Source organism: Allobosea sp. LjRoot237 (assembly GCF_964253285.1).
In the GTDB taxonomy this organism is placed as follows: domain Bacteria; phylum Pseudomonadota; class Alphaproteobacteria; order Rhizobiales; family Beijerinckiaceae; genus Allobosea.
In genome coordinates this window covers 1,200,896-1,218,658 of sequence record NZ_CAXUQP020000001.1, presented here as the reverse complement: position 1 = coordinate 1,218,658, position 17,763 = coordinate 1,200,896, and the positions used below count along the sequence as shown (strand labels likewise).

Sequence of the window (17,763 nt, the reverse complement as noted above, 5' to 3'; positions counted from 1 at the left end):
GCCCGGCCGTTTTGCTATGACAACCGGTGCGGAACCGAACGATGCTGATCTTCGCCGGCCTCGGCAATCCGGGCTCACGCTACGCCCGCAACCGCCACAATATCGGCTTCATGGCGGTCGCGGCGATCACTCGCGCCGCCCGTGCAGCGCCTTGGCGTGCTCGCTTTCAGAGTCATGCCTGCGAGGCGACGATCGGCGGCGAAAAGGTGCTGCTGCTCATGCCACAGACCTACATGAACGAATCCGGCCGTGCGATCGGCGAAGCCGCGCGCTTCTTCAAGGTCGCGCCGGCCGACGTCATCGTCTTCCATGACGAACTCGACCTGCCGCCGGCCAAGTTGCGGGTGAAGCTCGGCGGCGGCAATGCCGGCCATAACGGCCTGCGCTCGACCACCGCTGCGATCGGCAACGAGTATCGTCGCGTGCGGATGGGCATCGGCCATCCCGGCGACAAGGCACTTGTCCACCCCTATGTGCTGAACGATTTCGGCAAGGCTGAGGAGGCCTGGGTCGAGGATCTCTGCACCGCCTGCGCCGACAATGCGGCCCTGCTCGCCGCCCATGACGATGCCGGCTTCCAGAACAAGGTCCACCTGTTCATGGAAGCACGCGGCCACGGCGCCGTGAAGCGCCTCGGCGAGAAGGCGGATTAGGGCTCGCTCTCAGAGCGGCAGCTGCGCGCCCTGCTTGGCGATCGTGACACGGCTGCTGCGCAGGCTGCCATCGGCCTGCCGGCTCGCGGTCATCGCCACCTGCGCCCCGGCGACGAGGTCGCCCGCCTGTGCCGGCGCCGCCATCATGATGTTCGCCTCGGGCGGGATCGCGATCTTCTGCTCGCCGCCGGGATAGGTCAGCGTGACGCTGCCGCCTTCGACCTGCGAGACCGTCTCGGCCACCGTCGCGTTCGTCATCGTCGAATCCGGCAGGACGCCCCAGGGCTTGTGGCCCTCGCCCGTGCCTCGCATCGCCTCGGGAAAAATGAAGACCTGCACGGCCATGAGCGCACCACCGGCTTGCGGCCGGGCGCCGACGCCGATGAAGCTTCCCGTCTTGATATCCGTCATCGAGGCCTTGACCACGGCACCGATGGAATAATTGGGCGCGAGGGCGACCGTCATCACCGCACCCTCCGGCGTCTTGACGGTCAGGGACTGGCCTTCGAGACGTTCGACCGTGCCGCGGACACGGGTCTGCGGCGTCTGCGCCTGTGCACCGGCTGCGAGGACCATGACGAAGCCGATCAGGGCGAGCGAGGCGAGGCGCATCAAGCAGCTCCGGTTGTCGATCTTTCTGTCGTGCTTCACTCGTGCCCGCTGACGAATCGCGCCGCCATGCACTTTCGCGTGATCCGCGCTCGCGCCCGCCATCTTGTCTTTTGCTGCTCCGCACCCAATAAGGCCGGGGAGAACCGAGAGATCTTCCGCGGAGGCCGCAGCCGGCCCGCGATGCACTGGACGAGCAAGCATGGGCTTCAAATGCGGTATCGCCGGCCTGCCGAATGTCGGCAAGTCGACCCTCTTCAACGCGCTGACGCAGACGGCGGCCGCGCAGGCGGCGAACTATCCGTTCTGCACGATCGAGCCGAATGTCGGTGACGTCGCCGTGCCCGACGATCGGCTGGAGAAGCTCGCCGCGATCGCCGGCTCGAAGGAGATCATCCCGACACGGCTGACCTTCGTCGACATCGCCGGGCTCGTCCGCGGCGCCTCCCGCGGCGAGGGCCTCGGCAACCAGTTCCTCGCCAATATCCGCGAATGCGACGCCATCGCCCATGTCGTGCGCTGCTTCGAGGACGGCGACATCACCCATGTCGAGGGCAAGATCTCGCCGATCGACGATATCGAGACGATCGAGACCGAGCTGATGCTCGCCGATCTCGACAGCCTCGAGAAGCGCGTCCTGCCGCTGGAGAAGAAGGCGAAGTCCGGCGACAAGGAAGCCAAGGAACTGGCCGACCTGATGAACCGCTGCCTCGTGCTGCTGCGCGAGGGCAAGCCGGCCCGCCTCGTCAAGGTCGCGGCCGACGAGCGCCGCGCCTTCGAGACGCTCGGCCTGCTCTCCTCCAAGCCCGTGCTCTATGTCTGCAATGTCGAGGAAGCCAGCGCCGACAAGGGCAACGCCTTCTCCGAGCAGGTCAAGGCTCGCGCTGCCGAGGAAGGCGCGGTCGCCGTCGTCGTCTCGGCCAAGATCGAGAGCGAGATCGCCGTGCTGCCGGCGGCGGAGCAGACCGATTATCTCGAAGCCGTCGGCCTCGAAGAGCCCGGCCTCAATCGGGTGATCCGCGCCGGCTATGCGCTGCTCCACCTCGTCACCTATTTCACCGTCGGCCCGAAGGAGGCCCGCGCCTGGACGATCGAGAAGGGTACCAAGGGCCCTGCCGCCGCCGGCGTGATCCATACCGATTTCGAGAAGGGCTATATCCGCGCCGAGACGATCGCCTATGACGACTACATCGCCAACAAGGGCGAGAGCGGTGCGCGCGAGGCCGGCAAATTCCGGCTCGAAGGCAAGGAATACGTCGTCGCCGATGGCGACGTGCTGCATTTCCGCTTCGCCAACTGAGCCAGCACCACCGGAGCGGAACCCGCTCCGGCGCTATGCGTGGGCGGCTTTCGGAGTTTGCGCGTTTTCCGCTCGATCATCAGCGATCCCGCGAGCAGGATGCGCGCCCGAGCAATGAGATGGGCTACCGATGCTCTATTTCGAGGACTTCGTCGCCGGCTCCGTGACCGAGTATGGCGCGCTTCCCATCTCGCAGGACGAGATCATCGCCTACGCCGGGCGTTTCGACGCGCAGGACTTCCACATCGATCCCGACAAGGCCAAGGCGAGCTTCGTCGGCACGCTGATCGCGTCGGGCTGGCACAGCTGCGCCCTGCTGATGCGGCTGGCAGCCGAAGCCTTCTTCCTCGACTCGACCTCGATGGGCTCGCCCGGCGTCGAGGAGGTCAAATGGCTGCGGCCGGTCAAGCCGGGTGACGTGCTGACGCTGCGCTGGACGGTCAGCGAGACCAAGGAGTCGCGCTCCAGATCTGAAATGGGACTCGTCAAGTTCCGCTTCGAGCTGCTGAACCAGCGTGGCCAGCCGGTGGTCGAACAGAACAACTGGGTGATGTTCGGCCGCCGCGGCTCCGGCTTCGAGGCGGCAGGCGGTGACTGGCTCGGGCATTCGGTGAGTTACGAGCCACCACACGCGACCGTCACTGTCGAGCCGCCCGCTCTGCCGACCGCCCCGCCTGGCTTCTTCGACGAGCTGACGATCGGCGAGACCTATGAGCTCGGCAGCCTCGTCTTCACGCCGGAAGAGATCGTCGCCTTCGCCCGCTCCTTCGATCCACAGCCCTTCCACATGGACGAGGAGGCGGCGCGCAAGAGCTCCTTCGGCAGCCTCTGCGCCTCCGGCTGGCATACGGCGGCCGGCTGGATGGCGGCGATGGTCAGCCACCGCCGCCGCCAGGAGGCCGCGCTCGCGCCGGCCGCAGCGCCCCGGCTTGGCCCCTCGCCCGGTTTCAAGAATCTACGCTGGCTGAAGCCGGTCTATGCCGGCGACCGCATCACCTATCATTCGGCCGTCGCCGACAAGCGCCCAAGCCTCTCGCGTCCAGATTGGGGCCTGTTCTTCCACCACAACACCGGCGTCAACCAGAACGGCGAGACGGTCTTCAGCTTCGACGGCTGCGTCTTCATCGAGCGCAAGAACCGGATTTGAGGTAGCGCCGATCAGCCGGCGACACGCCGCGAAGCCGCCGGCGGGCTCGCCATCTCGATGCGGTCGCGGCCATTGCGCTTGGCGGCATAGAGCGCCTCGTCGGCACGAGCGTGGAGGCTCTTGCCGTCCAACGGTCCTTCTCCTGCGCAAAGTCCGATCGAGACAGTCACCCCTGTCAGTTCGCCATGAAGCAGGCGCCACGGCACCCGCCGCAAGGCACGGCGGATGGTCGTCGCCGCCTCCCTGGCCGCCTCGATCGGCGTGTCGCCGAGCAGGACACCGAACTCCTCGCCGCCGACCCGGGCAACCAGCGCCGAAGCCGACGTGATCTGAGCCGCAATGACTTCGGCAATGGCCTTGAGGCAGGCATCACCGACGAGATGGCCGAAACGATCGTTGATCGCCTTGAAGTGATCGGCATCGATCATCAGCAGCGAGAGCGGCTCTGGTCGGGCCGACGCATCGGCCAGTCGCGCAATAAAGCGGCGGTGATTGGCAAGGCCGGTCAGCCCGTCCGTCTCGGCGAGCTCAGCCAGCGCCACATTGGCCCGGCGCAGGGCCTCCTGCGCCTCCAGCAGCTCGTTCTGCTGGCGCTTGGCGGCTGTGATGTCGGCATGGGTGAAGAAGCTGACGCCGCCGGTGCTGTGCCGCGCGATCAGCCGGAGCCAGCGCTGGCCCGGCAACTCGATCTCGAAGGGCACGCCGTCATAGCGCAGGCCGTTGCTGATCGCCGCCCGCCAGGCGCCGGCCGGCGAGGCTTCGCGCCAGCACCAGGCGATGATCTCGTCCAATGTGCGGCCGACCACCGGCGTGCCTTTCGGCAGATCATAGAGCCGCCGGAACGCGTTGTTGGCGGCGATCACCCGCTCCTTCGCATCCAGAATGCTGGCGCCGTCCGGGATGAAGCGGAGCGCGTCCATGACCGGCAGCACCAGCTCGGGGGCGGTTTCGGAATGGCTCTCGACATCCAGCCGTTGCCACAGCCGCACGCGGCCGCCATCCGGCGCCCGCAGTGAGGACGCGCGCAGCTTGCGGCCGTTATGGATGAATTCGAAGGGTTGGGTCTGGTTCTCGTGGCGCGTCACGCCTTCTGCGACGTGTCGCGCAATCTCCGGCATCTCTTCCGGCGAGAGACGGCGCTGATAGAACCGCACCAGATTGTCCGCATAGGGCTCGCCGACGTAGATTTCGCCTTCGTCCTCAGGGAAGAGTTGCAGGAAGGTCTGGTTCCAGCACAGAGCCCTCATCTGCTCATCGTATTCGCAAACGCCTATACCGAGGGCGTCGAGCGAATCGAGCAGATAGCGCGAGAGCTTCATCCCGCCGTCATTAGACGAGAGCCGTTAACAACCGGTGAGATCGGCCTTTAAGATCAGCCGACCTTTCCGTAACCCGCGAACCTGGCCGAAACACGCTCCATCTCGGCCGCGTCGAGAATGATCGGCTCGAGCCCGGAGGCCAGCAAGTCGAGATACTGCCCGGCGAGATTCTCGACCTCGGCGACGATGGTATGCGCGCCGGCGAGCGTCGCGCCGAGCGCGATCACGCCGTGATTGGCGAGCAGCACCGCCTTGCGGCCATCCAGCGCCCTGACGGCGTTCGCTGCCAGCTCCGGCGAGCCGAAGGTCGCGTAATCGGCGCAGCGGACATCAGCACCGCCGCACAGCGCGATCATGTAATGGAAGGCCGGGATGCCACGACGCGCGCAGGACAGCGCCGTGGCGCGCGGCGAATGCGTATGGACGATCGCCTGCGCATCCGGGCGCGCTTTATAGATCTCGACATGGAACGGCCATTCCGAGGACGGCTTGCGCTCGCCCGAGAGCATCGTGCCGTCGAGCGACAGATGGATCAGATCCTCCGGCTTCGTCTTCGCATAAGGCAGCCCCGACGGCGTGATCAGCAGCCCGCCTTCGAAACGGGCCGAGACATTGCCCGATTTCGACGGGCAGAAGCCGGCACGGTCGATCGCTTGCGCGACCTCGACGATCTCCTGCCGCAACGCCTGCTCGTTCATGCCGCCTGTCCCTGCACGAGATCTGGAAAGAGCCGGGCCAAGCCCTCGCGGCTCGCCGGCGCGATACCGCGCTCAGTGATCAGGCCGGTGACAAGCCGCGCCGGTGTCACGTCGAAGGCCGGATTGCAGGCCGGGCTACCAGGTGCAGTGACCTGGAAAAAACCGGTGCGACCATCTTCGCTCTGGCCGAACAGATGCGTGACCTCGCGTTGGCTGCGCTCCTCGATCGGAATCTCCTTCTGCCCGTCCCGCAGCGTCCAGTCGATCGTCGGCGACGGCAGCGCCACATAGAACGGCACCTCGTTGTCCCTGGCCGCCAGCGCCTTGAGATAGGTGCCGATCTTGTTGGCGACGTCGCCGCTCGCCGTGGTGCGGTCGGTACCGACAATCACCATGTCGACCTGGCCGTGCTGCATCAGGTGGCCGCCGGCATTGTCGACGATCACGGCATGCGGCACGCCATGACTGCCGAGCTCATAAGCCGTCAGCGCTGCGCCCTGGTTGCGCGGCCGGGTTTCATCGACCCAGACATGGACGGGGATGCCGGCATCATGCGCGAGGTAGATCGGCGCCAGCGCCGTGCCCCAGTCGACGGTGGCGAGCCAGCCGGCATTGCAATGGGTCAGGATGTTGACCGGTTCGCCCGCCGGCTTCTTCGCCGCGATCTCGCGGATCACGCCGAGCCCGTGCTCGCCGATGGCACGGCAGAGCGCGACATCCTCGTCGCAGATCGCCGCCGCTTCGGCATAGGCTGCCGCGACCCGTTCGGCTTCCGGCAGGTCGATCAGGCGGCGTCGCATTCTGGTCAGCGCCCAGTGCAGATTGACCGCGGTCGGCCGGGTCGCGCCGAGCAGCGTCAGCGCCTGCTCAAGCGCCGCATCCGAGGCATCGACCCGCAGCGCCAGCGCTACGCCATAGGCCGCCGTCGCGCCGATCAGCGGCGCGCCGCGCACCGTCATGTGGCGGATGGCATGGGCCGCCTCCTCGGCGGTCGCGAGCCTCACCGTCTCGAAATGGAAGGGCAGTCGCGTCTGGTCGATGACGCGCACGCCCCAGCCGTCTTCGTCGAGCCAAATGGTCCGATAATGCCGCCCGTGGATCTTCATGGCGTCAATGTCCAGCGAAGGAGACCAGCGTGCGCACCGGCACGCCGAGCCGCCTGATCTTGTCGGCACCGCCGAGATCCGGCAGGTCGATGATGAAGCAGGCGGCAACCACCTCGGCACCAAGCGAGGAGAGCAGCTTCACCGCCGCCTCCGCCGTACCGCCGGTGGCGACGAGGTCATCGACCAGCAGGACGCGCTCGCCGCGCGAGACAGCATCCTTGTGCACCTCGATCTCGTCGGCGCCGTATTCGAGCGAATACGGCATGCCGACCGTCTCATGCGGCAACTTGCCCTTCTTGCGCACCGGTACGAAGCCGGCCGAGAGCTGATGCGCCACGGCGCCGCCGAGGATGAAGCCGCGTGCCTCGATGCCGGCGATCTTGGCGATCTTCAGCCCGGCGAAGGGCTGGACCAGCTCGTCCACCGCCCGGCGGAAGGCGCGCGCATCGCCGAGCAGCGTGGTGATGTCACGGAACTGGATGCCGGGCGCCGGATAATCGGGAATCGTCCGGATCGCATTCTTCAGATCGGCGAGCGCACTGCGGTCCATGACATCGTCCATCGGCTAAGGCGCTCCCTCTTAGCGTATGGCGCAGCCGGCGGGAACGGCGCTGCGGACCGGGCAGTGCCGCCTGCTCAGCAGCTAGAGCCCGTTCCGATCAGCTTGCATAGCAAGCCGATCGGTAAAACGGTCTCTAAACTCAAAGTGAGAGACGGATTCACCGATCAGGTTGAAACAACCTGATCGGATCCGGCTCTAGTCGCGCCAGTAGCGGCGCGGCGCGCGCCACTCACGCTCGTCGCGATAGATCCGGCGCTCATAGACGCGCCGGCGGCCGCGATCATCGTCGCGGATGATGGTGTCGACGCGGGTGTGAACGCCATTGGACGAATTCGAGCTCGAATTCGACGAGGTGTTGCCGGCGAAGGCCGGGCCGGCGGCGCAAAGAGCGATGAAAGCCAGGGTGAGCGATCGCATCGGTCAGCTCCGTGGTTGGCATCGAGAGGCGCCATATGCCGCCCTTGAGCCTGAACGTCGGCTGACCGCCTCCGTTCCTTCGAGGCCATCAGACTTTCAGCACCCTCCCAGCCACTGCATCGAGCTTGGCCATGAGCTTGGGCTCGCGGAACTCCGGCGCAGTCACCATCGCGAAGTCGAGCGCGTTGTGCGAACCGGCTGGGCAAGGCTCGCGCTCGCGCGGGAAGTCGGCGGCGAGCCGAGCCACCAGCCGGCGCGCCTTGTCGGCATTGGCGTGCAGCACGGCGATGACAGAGGCGACGTCGACCGCGCCATGCTCCTCGTGCCAGCAGTCGTAGTCGGTGACCATCGCGACGGTGGCGTAGGTGATCTCGGCCTCGCGTGCGAGCTTGGCCTCCGGCATCGCCGTCATGCCGATCAGGTCGTAGCCGAGCCCCTTATAGGTCAGCGATTCCGCCAGCGTCGAGAACTGCGGCCCCTCCATGGTGACGAGCGTGCCACCTTGCACGAAAGGCAGATCCTCCGCCGTCGCCGCCGCCGCAATCCGCTCCTGCAATCGGGGCCCGACCGGATGCGCCACCGAGACATGGGCGACGCAGCCCTTGCCGAAGAAGGAGCTGGCGCGGCCGGAGGTGCGGTCGACGAACTGGTCGACCAGCACGAACAGGCCGGGGTAGAGCTCGGCCTTGTAGGAGCCGCAGGCCGAGAGCGAGACGAGGTCGGTGACCCCTGCCCGCTTCAGCACGTCGATATTGGCGCGGTAATTGATCTCGGAGGGCGGGATCGCATGACCGCGGCCATGACGCGGCAGGAAGACGATTCTGGTCTCCCCCATCCGGCCGATCCGCAGCACGTCGGAGGGCTCGCCCCAGGGGCTCTCGATCCGCTCTTCGCGCAGATCGCTGAGCCCCGGCAGGTCGTAGATGCCGGAGCCGCCGATGATGCCCAGAACCGCTTCAGCCATGTCGCCTGCCCTCGAAAGCTTTCCCGGCCAAGGATCAGAAGTTTGTGACGCCTGCGCAACCGCGGACGGCTGCAGCACACGCTGATCCACAGCCTTGGCCGCAAACGAAAAGGGCCCCGTTTCCGGGGCCCCTTCTGATTTCAATTCTGCTCAGTGCACCGAGGCGTGGTCGGGCAGGCGCGACCAGATCTTCTTCTTGGTGAAGTAGAGCAGGCCGGCGAAGAGCGCGAGGAAGAGCATGACCTGCAGGCCCATGCGCTTGCGTGCCTCGAGATGCGGCTCCGCCATCCACATCATGAAGGCGGTGACGTCCTTGGCGTATTGATCGACCGTCTCGGGCGCCTGCGGCTTGCCGTCTGCCGCCTTCGGATACTCGACCTGGCCATCATTGAGCGGCTTCGGCATCGCGATCAGATGGCCAGACATGTATTCGTTGTAGTTCTGGCCGGGCAGCAGCGCCGGGAACCCTTGCGGCGGATCCTTGTAGCCGGTCAGGAGCGCGTGGATATAGTCCGGCCCGTTCTCCTGATACTGCGTGAAGATGTCGAAGATGAACCAGGGGAAACCGCGCTCATAGGTGCGCGCCTTGGCCAGCACCGACATGTCGACCGGATAGGCCCCACCATTGGCCGCGCGCGCCGCCAGCTCGTTCGGGAAGGGCGACGGGAAACGATCGGCCGGGCGGCCGGGACGCTCGAACATCTCGCCCGCATCGTTGGGGCCGTCTTTGATCTGATAGGTCGCGGCCAGCGCAGCCACCTGGCCGCGCGAGAATTCCGGCCCGCCGGGCTCGGCAAGATTGCGGAACGCGACCAGGCTGGCGCCATGGCAGGCGGCGCAGACCTCTTTGTAGATCTTGAAGCCACGCTGCAATTGCGCGCGGTCGAACGTGCCGAACGGGCCGGCGAACGACCAGCTCACGCGCGGCGGCTTCGGCGCGCCTTCAGCGGCCAGAACCGGCGAGGCAGCAGCGATGGCGAGGCCGGTGACGAGGCCCGTCAGGGCGCGGCGAAACGAGGTGGTCTTCATCTCGTCAACCCTTGACGTTCGGTTCGGAAGCGGTGGCGTGGGCCAGGCGGGCGCCCGAGCCGCCGAGCACCGAGTCGGCAATGGAGGTCGGCAGCTGCGCCGGCTTTTCGAAAATGCCGATCAGTGCCAGCGCCGCGAAGAAGCCGAAATACAGCACGGTCAGGATGCGCGAGATGGTGACATAGGGCTCGTCGGCCGGCATGGCGCCGAGATAGCCGAGCCCGATGCAGACCAGCACGAACATCCAGAAGAACTGACGCGCGATCGGCCGATAGGTCATCGACTTGACCTTGGAGGTGTCGATCCAGGGCAGGAAGGCGAGGATCACGATCGCGCCGCCCATGGCGAGCACGCCGCCGAGCTTGTCGGGGATGGCGCGCAGGATCGCGTAGAACGGCAGGAAGTACCATTCCGGCACGATATGGGCAGGCGTCGCCGCCGGGTTGGCCGGAATGTAGTTGTCGGCATGCCCCATGAAATTCGGCTGGTAGAACACGAACCAGGCGAAGACCAGCATGAAGCAGACCATGCCGAACAGGTCCTTGATGGTCGCATAGGGGGTGAACGGCACGGTGTCCTTGCGGACGTCCTTCACCTCGACGCCGGTCGGATTGTTCTGGCCGACATGGTGCAGCGCCCAGATGTGCAGCCCGACGACGCCGGCGATCATGAACGGCAGCAGGAAGTGCAGCGAGAAGAAGCGGTTCAGCGTCGGGTTGTCGACCGAATAGCCGCCCCACAGGAAGGTGACGATCGTCTCGCCGATCACCGGCAGCGCCGAGAACAGGTTGGTGATGACGGTCGCGCCCCAGAACGACATCTGGCCCCAGGGCAGGACGTAGCCCATGAAAGCGGTCGCCATCATCAGGAGGAAGATGATGACGCCGAGGATCCACAGCACCTCGCGCGGCGCCTTGTACGAGCCGTAATAGAGGCCGCGGAAGATGTGGACGTAGACCGCGACGAAGAACATCGAGGCGCCGTTGGAGTGCAGATAGCGCAGCAGCCAACCGAAGTTCACGTCGCGCATGATGTGCTCGACGGAGTTGAACGCCATCGTCGAATTCGGCGTGTAGTGCATCGCCAGGATCACGCCGGTGATGATCTGCGCCACCAGCATGAATGCCAGGATGCCGCCGAAGGTCCAGAGATAGTTGAGGTTGCGCGGCACCGGATAGGAGATCGCCGAATCGTGCACCAGCCGCACGATCGGCAGGCGCGCATCGAGCCAGCGCTCGATCCCCGTCTTCGGTTGGTAGGTGCTGTGACCGCTCATGCTGCTCGCCTCAAGCTCTCTCAAATCCGCCGATGCCGTCTTCGCCTGCTTGGAGGCTCAGCCGATCTTGATCTTGGTGTCCGCGGTGAACGCATAGGGCGGCACCGGCAGGTTCAGCGGCGCAGGACCCTTGCGGATGCGGCCGGAGGAATCGTAGTGCGAGCCGTGGCAGGGGCAGAACCAGCCGTCGAACTCGCCCTTCGGCTCGCCGGGTGCACTGCCCAGCGGCACGCAGCCGAGATGGGTGCAGCTGCCATAGACCACGAGATACTTTTCGTGGCCGGCCTTGGTGCGCTGCTGGTCGGTCTGCGGATCGCGCAGCGTCGCGATGTTGACGGCGAGCGCCTCGTCGATCTCCTTCTTGGTGCGGTTGCGCACGAAGATCAGCTTGCCGCGCCAGAACAGCTTGATCGCCTGGCCTTCCGCGATCGGGGTAAGGTCGAGATCGATCGGCGCGCCGGCAGCAACGGTCTGCGCATCAGGCGCCAGCTGGCCAACCAACGGCAGCAGCAGCGAACCGGCACCGACCACGCCGACCGCGGCAGTGGTCAGGAACAGAAAATCGCGGCGGGTGGGTTCGGTGCCAGTCGTCTCTGTCGCGTGCGCCACGATCCAGTTCCCTGCTCGGCTGCCGGCCTGGCCGGCTCAATCAAAATCACGCGCCCTCATAGGAGCGCGGGCGCAGAGCCACCTTCCGGCGGCGCGTCGCCTGCCGCGCTCTTTGGCATGCAGTTTTGACGAAGTCTACTGTTCCCCGTGCCGCAGCCCACCGCATCGCAGCAAGGCCGCCGTGCGGTGGGCTCAGGCCGGAATCCTGTCGCTGTCGGCGAGCGCCAGGAAGCCACCAGACTGCCGCGCCCACAGCCTTGCGTAGAGGCCTTGGCGCCGCACCAGCTCGTCATGGCTGCCCATGTCGACGATCCGTCCCTTGTCGAGCACGATCAGCCGGTCGAGTGCAGCGATGGTCGAGAGCCGGTGCGCGATCGCGATCACGGTCTTGCCTTCCATCAATGTGGAAAGCTGCGCCTGGATCTCGGCTTCGACCTCCGAATCGAGCGCCGAAGTCGCCTCGTCGAGGATCAGGATCGGCGCGTCCTTGAGCAGGACCCGTGCGATCGCAATGCGCTGGCGCTGGCCGCCGGAGAGCTTGACGCCGCGCTCGCCGACGCGCGAATCGAAGCCCTTGCGCCCGTCCTGGTCACTGAGGCCGAGGACGAACTCATGTGCGGAGGCACGCATGGCCGCCGCCGCGATGTCATCCTGGGTCGCGCCGATGCGGCCATAGGCGATGTTGTCGCCGATCGAGCGGTGCAGCAGCGAATTGTCCTGCGTCACCATGCCGATCTGACTGCGCAGCGATTCCTGCGTCACCCGGGCGATGTCCTGCCCGTCGATCAGGATGCGGCCCGAATCGAGCGGATAGAGCCGCAGCAAAAGGTTGACCAACGTCGACTTGCCGGCCCCGGAGGGGCCGACCAGCCCGATCTTCTCGCCCGGCCTGATCTCGAGGTCGAGGTCCTCGAACAGCCCCAATGGCCGGCCGTAGTTGAACCGGACATGCTCGAAGCGGACGCCGCCCTGCGCGACCTTGAGCGGCACCGCGTCGGCTGCGTCAGGCAGATCATGCGGCTTGGCGATCGTCTCCATGCTCTCCTGCACCGAGCCGATATTCTCGAAGACGCCGCGCACCAGATGGATCAGCCAGCTCGACATCTGCACGAGGCGCAAGACGAGCCCGATCGCAGCGGCGACCGCACCCGGCGTCATCTCGCCTTGACTCCACAGATGCAGGCAAAGCCAGGCCGTCGCCACGACGAGCAGGCTGTTCATCGTCTGCAGGATGACGCTGACGCCGGTGATCAGCCGCGACAGGCTGAGGAAGGAGGCGTTCCAGCGCGTCAGTGCGTCTCGCACCGCCGAGCGCTCGGCATCGGCGCGGGCGAAGAGCTTGACGGTCAGGATGTTGGTGTAAGCGTCGACGATCCGGCCCGTCGTGCTCGATCGACCGAGCGAATTCGCCTCCGAGCGCTTCTTGGCCCGCGGCACGAAATAGATCAGCAGCACGACATAGGCCGCGAGCCAGACGATCACCGGCATGGCGAGCCAGATGCTGGTCGAGCCGAAAAAGCCGAGCGCGACCGAGGCGAAAATCAGCGCGTACCAGAGATCGTCGATGACCTCGATCGTCGCGCCGCGGATCGCCTGGCCGGCCTGGATCACCCGCGATGAGAGCCGGCCGGCGAAGTCGTTCTGGAAATAGGAGAGCGCGTGGCCGAGCGTGTAGACATGGTTGCGCCAGCGGATCTGGTTGGTGATCTGCGGCACCACCACCTGGTCGACGATGGCGTGATTGGCGAAATAGATCAGCGGCCTGAACACCGTGACGAGGATGGCCGCACCGATCAGCAGCCCGCCATGCTCGCTGAAGACCTGCTCCGGCGAGTTCTTCGCCAGCAGGTCAACGAACCAGCCGACCATCAGATACATCGCCGCCTCGATGCCGGAAAAGCCGAGGCCGGTCAGCATGATCAGGGCCATCCAGCCCTTCACGCCCTTGATGTGGTGCCACATGAAGCGGAACACGCCGGTCGGCGGCGTCTTGCGCTCGTCGAACGGCGCGAAGACGTCGATGCGGCTTTCAAGAAAACGGAAGAGCGGGGCAAACATGAAGGGGCCGCCCTCCTCGGATCGGTCGATACCGATATGGGGCGCATCGCGCGCCGTGGCCAGAGCTTGTGGCGCCTTCCGGTCAGGTCATGACAGCAGCGCATGGCGAATGGGAAATTGGCGGTCGGAAGGCCGCGGGTCGCGGATCGTTCAGGCACTCGCGCAGGCAATGCGGGAAAGTAGAATAAAATTCTACTTAGACGAGTATTTTTAGAATAATGTTACCGACAGTCGTACAACAAAGGAATGACTACTTCCGCATGGCGGAGTGCACACCTGCCTCCTTGCCTGCGTGCTCCGGCCCCGCCGAGCATGCCTCCACGCCGTGCGTGACAGCGGCGCTTTGGAGGCGACAATGACCAAGATGCTTTGCGGGCTCGCTCTGGCGGGCGCGCTTGCCCTGCCGATTTCCGTGCAGGCCCAGACCACCGGCAAGACGGTGATCGCGACGCCGAACGCCCCTGAGGCGATCGGCCCCTATTCGCAGGCGATCAAGGCCGGAAACACGGTGTTCCTGGCCGGACAGATCCCGATCGACCCGAAGACCAAGCAGCTGATGAAGGATGCCAGCATCGAGGATCAGACCAAGCTCGTCCTCGACAATCTCAAGGCGGTGCTGGAAGCCGACGGCCTGACGATGGACAACATCGTCTCGACGAGTGTTTTCATGAAGGACCTCAACGAGTTCGGCAAGATGAACGAGGTCTATGCCACCTATTTCAAGACCGCTCCCCCGGCGCGCGCCACGGTCGAGGTCGCCCGCCTTCCGAGGGATGTGAAGGTCGAGATCGGCGCCATCGCCGTCCGCCCCTGAGCTGCCGCGCCACTCGGCAGCTCACCACCCGACAAGAGGATTCCTCGCAACCATGGAGTAGGCCCATGCAAGCCTCGGACGAGAAGACACTCGCTTTCGACCCGAACCGCCGCGCCTTTATCGGCGCCCTCGCTTCCTCCGCCGCCTTCGCCGGTTCGCTGGCGAGCTTCGTGCCGACCGGCGCCAGCGCTCAGGCGCCGGCGGCCGCAGCCCTCGCCAATGACGCAGCCTTCTGGACGGATGTCCGCAAGCTCTTCGATCAGAAGTCCGGCGTCCGCTACATGAACATCGGCACGGCAGGCTCCATGCCTGTCGAAACGCAAGCCTTCCTCGACGCCGAGACCCGCCGGCACGCCCGAGAGTCGATGAGCGGCTACGGCAATTATCTGCCGCAGCGCCAGGCGCTGGCGAAGAGCTTCGGCTGCGACGCCGACGAGATCGTCATGTCGGGCAACACCTCGGACGGCATGTGCCACGCCTTGCTCGGCATGGTCTGGCGCCCGGGCGACGAGATCGTCACCACCAACCACGAGCACTCCGGCGGCAACGCACCGATGGCGCTGTTGCAGGATCGCTATGGCGTGGTGATCAAGCGCGTCATCCTGCCGGTCGGCAACAAGCAGAAGGCGGAGGACTACGTCGAATTGTTCTCGGCCGCGATCGGGCCGCGCACCAAGGCGCTGGTCTTCTCGGCGCCGACCTACAAGACCGGCACCCTGCTGCCGGTCAAGATGCTGGCCAAGCTCGCCCAGGACAAAGGCATCGTCAGCATCTGCGACGCCGCGCACCTACCGGGCATGATCAACATCAACATGCGCGACCTCGGCGTCGATTTCCTGGCCGGCGCCGGCCACAAATGGCAGTGCGGGCCGCTCGGAACCGGCATCCTCTATGTCCGCAACAAGGTGCTGCCGCAGTTCAACCCGCTGCCGCTGCCGGACTATTTCCCGGTCGTAACCAGCGCCTATCCGGCGTCGGGCGGCCTGCCCCCGCGCACCAGGACGGCAAAGGAAACCGACGACCTCGCGGCGCGCATCCAGAGCACCGGCAGCCGCAATGCACCCGTCTACCTGGCGCTCGCCAAATCGGTCGAGATCTGGGACCGGATCGGGCGCGACAAGATCGCGACCTACACGGTCGGCATGGCGCAGCATCTCAAGGAGAAGATCGCGGCGAAATGGGGCGTCGACTCCCTCTATTCGCCGAAGGACGATCCGCGCCTGGTCTGTGCGCTGACCGCCTTCAACCCGTTCCGCAATCCCGAGCATATCAAGGACAAGGCCAAGTCCGACGCCTTCGTGAAGCGGATGCTCGACGAATACGGCTTCGTCATCCGCAACTCGAACTTCCCGATCGCCGGCCAGAAGGACGAGCATTACGGCGTGCGCGTCTCGACCCATCTGTGGAGCAACATGGGCGATGTCGACCAGCTCGTCGACGCCATGTGGGAGCTCGCCGGCAAGATGCACTCGGTCTGATGCGTAATCCGCCTGCCGATCCGAGCTTCGAGTCGGCAGCAGCGCAATCACTTAAAAGCGGCGTTCATCCCCTTCCCCCCGCTTGCGGTGGGGAAGGGTTAGGGATGGGGGGCCGCAAAGCAGGGCTCGACAGTTCTTCAACGTGGAGCCAAGCGGCACTGCCCCCCACCCCAACCCTCCCCACCGCAAGCGGGGGGAGGGCTTGAGCCCGCCTCATAGTGCGAGAAAGCTTTCAAGCGATTGCGCCGGCAGGCGGCGAAGCTTGACGATGGCGGGCGAGGCGCAGCATGACGCTCGCCATGCTGCGCCTCGCCCTCTACCAGCCCGACATCCCGCAGAACGCCGGCACGATGATCCGCCTGGCCGCCTGCCTCGGCGTCGCCGTCGACATCGTCGAGCCCGCCGCCTTCGACGTCTCCGACCGCAATTTCCGCCGCTCCGGCATGGACTATCTCGAGCGGGCAGCGGTGGCGCGCCACGACAGCTTCCGCGCCTTCGAGGCCTGGCGGCGGCAGGCCGGCCACCGCCTCGTCCTCGCCGAAACCGACGGCGCCATCGCCCACACCGATTTCGCCTTCCAGCCCGGCGACATTGTCATGGTCGGGCGCGAGAGCGCCGGTGTGCCACCGGACGTCTACGCTGCGGCCGAAGCCAGCGTGCACATCCCGATGCGCCGCGATTTGCGCTCGCTCAATGTCGCCATGGCAGCGGCGATGGTCGTGGGCGAGGCGCTGCGTCAGCTTGGCGCCTATCCCGGGCCGGCCGATATCTGACAAAGAGGCCGCCATGACCGGACAAGCCACCGAGACCGCCGCCTTCGATCCCGCTATCGTCGAAGCGCTGAAGCCGCGTACGAGCGCCTGGTTCGAGAGCCTGCGCGACCGCATCTGCGCCTCCTTTGAGCAGATCGAAGACGAGGCGAGGGGGCCTTTCCCGCCCGAAACCGACAAGCCCGGCCGCTTCGTGCGCACGCCCTGGCAGCGCACCAACCATGACGGCGCTTCGGGTGGCGGCGGCGTCATGTCGCTGATGTCGGGGCGGGTCTTCGAGAAGGTCGGCGTCCACGTCTCGACCGTGCATGGCAGCTTCGCGCCGGAATTCGCCGCGCAAATCCCAGGCGCCGCCGAGGACCCGCGCTTCCACGCCACCGGCATCTCGCTGATCGCCCATCCCTGGAACCCGCACGCGCCGACCGTGCACATGAACACCCGCTTTGTCGTCACGACAAAACCCTGGTTCGGCGGCGGCGCCGACCTGACCCCGGTGCTTGACCGCCGGCGTTCGCAAGACGATCCCGATACGCTCGCCTTCCACGCCGCGATGCGCACGCCCTGCGAAGCCCATGCCGGCATCGCCGACTATCAGCGCTTCAAGACCTGGTGCGACGAATATTTTTTCCTCAAGCACCGCAATGAGCCGCGCGGCATCGGCGGCATCTTCTACGACTATCTCTGGTCGGGCGATCCGGACGCCGACCTCGCCTTCACCCGAGCTGTCGGCGAGGCCTTCCTCGACATCTATCCGCGCATCCTGCGCGCCAACCTGGCGAAATCCTGGACGGAAGCCGAGCGCCATGAGCAGCAGGTCCGTCGCGGCCGCTATGTCGAATTCAACCTGCTCTACGACCGCGGCACGATCTTCGGCCTGAAGACCGGCGGCAATGTCGCCTCGATCCTGTCCTCGATGCCGCCGACGGTGCGCTGGCCGTGAGGCCTTGGATTCGC

The 17,763-nt window shown here is 65.9% G+C and carries 18 protein-coding genes; 7 read left to right on the top strand and 11 right to left on the bottom strand.

Features of this window, described 5'->3' with window-relative positions; translation table 11 throughout:
* Positions 1-41 precede the first annotated feature (41 nt).
* Positions 42-653 (top strand): aminoacyl-tRNA hydrolase, encoded by a 612-nt coding sequence (gene pth / locus ACSQ24_RS05840; RefSeq protein ID WP_436093777.1) that lies wholly within the window; start codon positions 42-44, stop codon positions 651-653.
* A 9-nt stretch (positions 654-662) separates the two neighbouring features.
* Here pth and ACSQ24_RS05835 read toward each other — a convergent pair whose 3' ends face one another.
* Entirely contained in the window at positions 663-1,265 is a 603-nt protein-coding gene (locus tag ACSQ24_RS05835; protein ID WP_436093776.1) for a hypothetical protein, read from the bottom strand.
* A 199-nt stretch (positions 1,266-1,464) separates the two neighbouring features.
* Here ACSQ24_RS05835 and ychF point away from each other — a divergent pair, with 199 nt between their 5' ends.
* Entirely contained in the window at positions 1,465-2,562 is a 1,098-nt protein-coding gene (gene ychF / locus ACSQ24_RS05830; RefSeq protein WP_436093775.1) for a redox-regulated ATPase YchF, read from the top strand.
* Between the two features lie 130 nt (positions 2,563-2,692).
* Entirely contained in the window at positions 2,693-3,709 is a 1,017-nt protein-coding gene (locus ACSQ24_RS05825; protein ID WP_436093774.1) for a MaoC family dehydratase, read from the top strand.
* Positions 3,710-3,720: 11 nt separating this feature from the next.
* Here ACSQ24_RS05825 and ACSQ24_RS05820 read toward each other — a convergent pair whose 3' ends face one another.
* The 10 genes from ACSQ24_RS05820 to ACSQ24_RS05775 form a co-directional block, all read right to left on the bottom strand.
* Positions 3,721-5,028 carry a diguanylate cyclase domain-containing protein gene (locus ACSQ24_RS05820; protein ID WP_436093773.1) on the bottom strand — a complete coding sequence of 436 codons (1,308 nt, stop codon included), beginning with the start codon at positions 5,026-5,028 and terminating at the stop codon, positions 3,721-3,723.
* A 53-nt stretch (positions 5,029-5,081) separates the two neighbouring features.
* The gene (locus tag ACSQ24_RS05815) at positions 5,082-5,726 is read right to left on the bottom strand and encodes a class II aldolase/adducin family protein (RefSeq protein ID WP_436093772.1); all 645 of its coding nucleotides are present in this window, start codon (positions 5,724-5,726) and stop codon (positions 5,082-5,084) included.
* A complete protein-coding gene (mtnA, locus tag ACSQ24_RS05810; protein ID WP_436093771.1) occupies positions 5,723-6,832 on the bottom strand; it encodes an S-methyl-5-thioribose-1-phosphate isomerase in 1,110 nt (369 codons plus the stop codon). Before mtnA ends, ACSQ24_RS05815 begins: the two co-directional genes overlap by 4 nt.
* Before the next feature lie 4 nt (positions 6,833-6,836).
* Positions 6,837-7,382 carry an adenine phosphoribosyltransferase gene (locus ACSQ24_RS05805; RefSeq protein ID WP_126109306.1) on the bottom strand — a complete coding sequence of 182 codons (546 nt, stop codon included), beginning with the start codon at positions 7,380-7,382 and terminating at the stop codon, positions 6,837-6,839.
* A gap of 207 nt (positions 7,383-7,589) precedes the next feature.
* On the bottom strand, positions 7,590-7,811 hold the full coding sequence (locus tag ACSQ24_RS05800) for a hypothetical protein (RefSeq protein WP_436093770.1): 222 nt from the start codon (positions 7,809-7,811) through the stop codon (positions 7,590-7,592).
* An 88-nt stretch (positions 7,812-7,899) separates the two neighbouring features.
* Positions 7,900-8,775: an S-methyl-5'-thioadenosine phosphorylase gene (locus ACSQ24_RS05795; protein WP_436093769.1), complete on the bottom strand. Its 876-nt coding sequence runs from the start codon at positions 8,773-8,775 to the stop codon at positions 7,900-7,902.
* 150 nt (positions 8,776-8,925) lie between these two features.
* Positions 8,926-9,804: a cytochrome c1 gene (locus ACSQ24_RS05790; protein WP_436093768.1), complete on the bottom strand. Its 879-nt coding sequence runs from the start codon at positions 9,802-9,804 to the stop codon at positions 8,926-8,928.
* 4 nt (positions 9,805-9,808) lie between these two features.
* Positions 9,809-11,080, bottom strand: coding sequence for a cytochrome b (locus ACSQ24_RS05785; protein WP_436093767.1), 1,272 nt, complete (start codon positions 11,078-11,080; stop codon positions 9,809-9,811).
* A gap of 57 nt (positions 11,081-11,137) precedes the next feature.
* Positions 11,138-11,689, bottom strand: coding sequence for a ubiquinol-cytochrome c reductase iron-sulfur subunit (gene petA / locus ACSQ24_RS05780; RefSeq protein WP_436093766.1), 552 nt, complete (start codon positions 11,687-11,689; stop codon positions 11,138-11,140).
* A gap of 192 nt (positions 11,690-11,881) precedes the next feature.
* Positions 11,882-13,747 (bottom strand): ABC transporter ATP-binding protein, encoded by a 1,866-nt coding sequence (locus ACSQ24_RS05775; RefSeq protein ID WP_436093765.1) that lies wholly within the window; start codon positions 13,745-13,747, stop codon positions 11,882-11,884.
* Between the two features lie 355 nt (positions 13,748-14,102).
* Between ACSQ24_RS05775 and ACSQ24_RS05770 the strand changes: the two genes are divergently transcribed.
* The 4 genes from ACSQ24_RS05770 (at position 14,103) to hemF (ending at position 17,749) form a co-directional block, all read left to right on the top strand.
* On the top strand, positions 14,103-14,561 hold the full coding sequence (locus tag ACSQ24_RS05770; RefSeq protein WP_436093764.1) for a RidA family protein: 459 nt from the start codon (positions 14,103-14,105) through the stop codon (positions 14,559-14,561).
* A gap of 65 nt (positions 14,562-14,626) precedes the next feature.
* A complete protein-coding gene (locus ACSQ24_RS05765) occupies positions 14,627-16,039 on the top strand; it encodes an aminotransferase class V-fold PLP-dependent enzyme (RefSeq protein WP_436093763.1) in 1,413 nt (470 codons plus the stop codon).
* Between the two features lie 299 nt (positions 16,040-16,338).
* Positions 16,339-16,812, top strand: a complete 474-nt coding sequence (locus ACSQ24_RS05760) for a tRNA (cytidine(34)-2'-O)-methyltransferase (protein WP_436097829.1) — start codon at positions 16,339-16,341, stop codon at positions 16,810-16,812.
* 13 nt (positions 16,813-16,825) lie between these two features.
* Positions 16,826-17,749 carry an oxygen-dependent coproporphyrinogen oxidase gene (hemF, locus tag ACSQ24_RS05755; RefSeq protein WP_436093762.1) on the top strand — a complete coding sequence of 308 codons (924 nt, stop codon included), beginning with the start codon at positions 16,826-16,828 and terminating at the stop codon, positions 17,747-17,749.
* Positions 17,750-17,763 lie beyond the last annotated feature (14 nt).

Excerpts from the sequence above, each read along its gene's own strand:
- pth (WP_436093777.1), top strand. The coding sequence starts at position 42 with ATGCTGATCTTCGCCGGCCTCGGCAATCCGGGCTCACGCTACGCCCGC.
- ACSQ24_RS05835 (WP_436093776.1), bottom strand. The coding sequence starts at position 1,265 with ATGCGCCTCGCCTCGCTCGCCCTGATCGGCTTCGTCATGGTCCTCGCA.
- ychF (WP_436093775.1), top strand. The coding sequence starts at position 1,465 with ATGGGCTTCAAATGCGGTATCGCCGGCCTGCCGAATGTCGGCAAGTCG.
- ACSQ24_RS05825 (WP_436093774.1), top strand. The coding sequence starts at position 2,693 with ATGCTCTATTTCGAGGACTTCGTCGCCGGCTCCGTGACCGAGTATGGC.
- ACSQ24_RS05820 (WP_436093773.1), bottom strand. The coding sequence starts at position 5,028 with ATGAAGCTCTCGCGCTATCTGCTCGATTCGCTCGACGCCCTCGGTATA.
- ACSQ24_RS05815 (WP_436093772.1), bottom strand. The coding sequence starts at position 5,726 with ATGAACGAGCAGGCGTTGCGGCAGGAGATCGTCGAGGTCGCGCAAGCG.
- mtnA (WP_436093771.1), bottom strand. The coding sequence starts at position 6,832 with ATGAAGATCCACGGGCGGCATTATCGGACCATTTGGCTCGACGAAGAC.
- ACSQ24_RS05805 (WP_126109306.1), bottom strand. The coding sequence starts at position 7,382 with ATGGACCGCAGTGCGCTCGCCGATCTGAAGAATGCGATCCGGACGATT.
- ACSQ24_RS05800 (WP_436093770.1), bottom strand. The coding sequence starts at position 7,811 with ATGCGATCGCTCACCCTGGCTTTCATCGCTCTTTGCGCCGCCGGCCCG.
- ACSQ24_RS05795 (WP_436093769.1), bottom strand. The coding sequence starts at position 8,775 with ATGGCTGAAGCGGTTCTGGGCATCATCGGCGGCTCCGGCATCTACGAC.
- ACSQ24_RS05790 (WP_436093768.1), bottom strand. The coding sequence starts at position 9,804 with ATGAAGACCACCTCGTTTCGCCGCGCCCTGACGGGCCTCGTCACCGGC.
- ACSQ24_RS05785 (WP_436093767.1), bottom strand. The coding sequence starts at position 11,080 with ATGAGCGGTCACAGCACCTACCAACCGAAGACGGGGATCGAGCGCTGG.
- ACSQ24_RS05775 (WP_436093765.1), bottom strand. The coding sequence starts at position 13,747 with ATGTTTGCCCCGCTCTTCCGTTTTCTTGAAAGCCGCATCGACGTCTTC.
- ACSQ24_RS05770 (WP_436093764.1), top strand. The coding sequence starts at position 14,103 with ATGACCAAGATGCTTTGCGGGCTCGCTCTGGCGGGCGCGCTTGCCCTG.
- ACSQ24_RS05765 (WP_436093763.1), top strand. The coding sequence starts at position 14,627 with ATGCAAGCCTCGGACGAGAAGACACTCGCTTTCGACCCGAACCGCCGC.
- ACSQ24_RS05760 (WP_436097829.1), top strand. The coding sequence starts at position 16,339 with ATGCTGCGCCTCGCCCTCTACCAGCCCGACATCCCGCAGAACGCCGGC.
- hemF (WP_436093762.1), top strand. The coding sequence starts at position 16,826 with ATGACCGGACAAGCCACCGAGACCGCCGCCTTCGATCCCGCTATCGTC.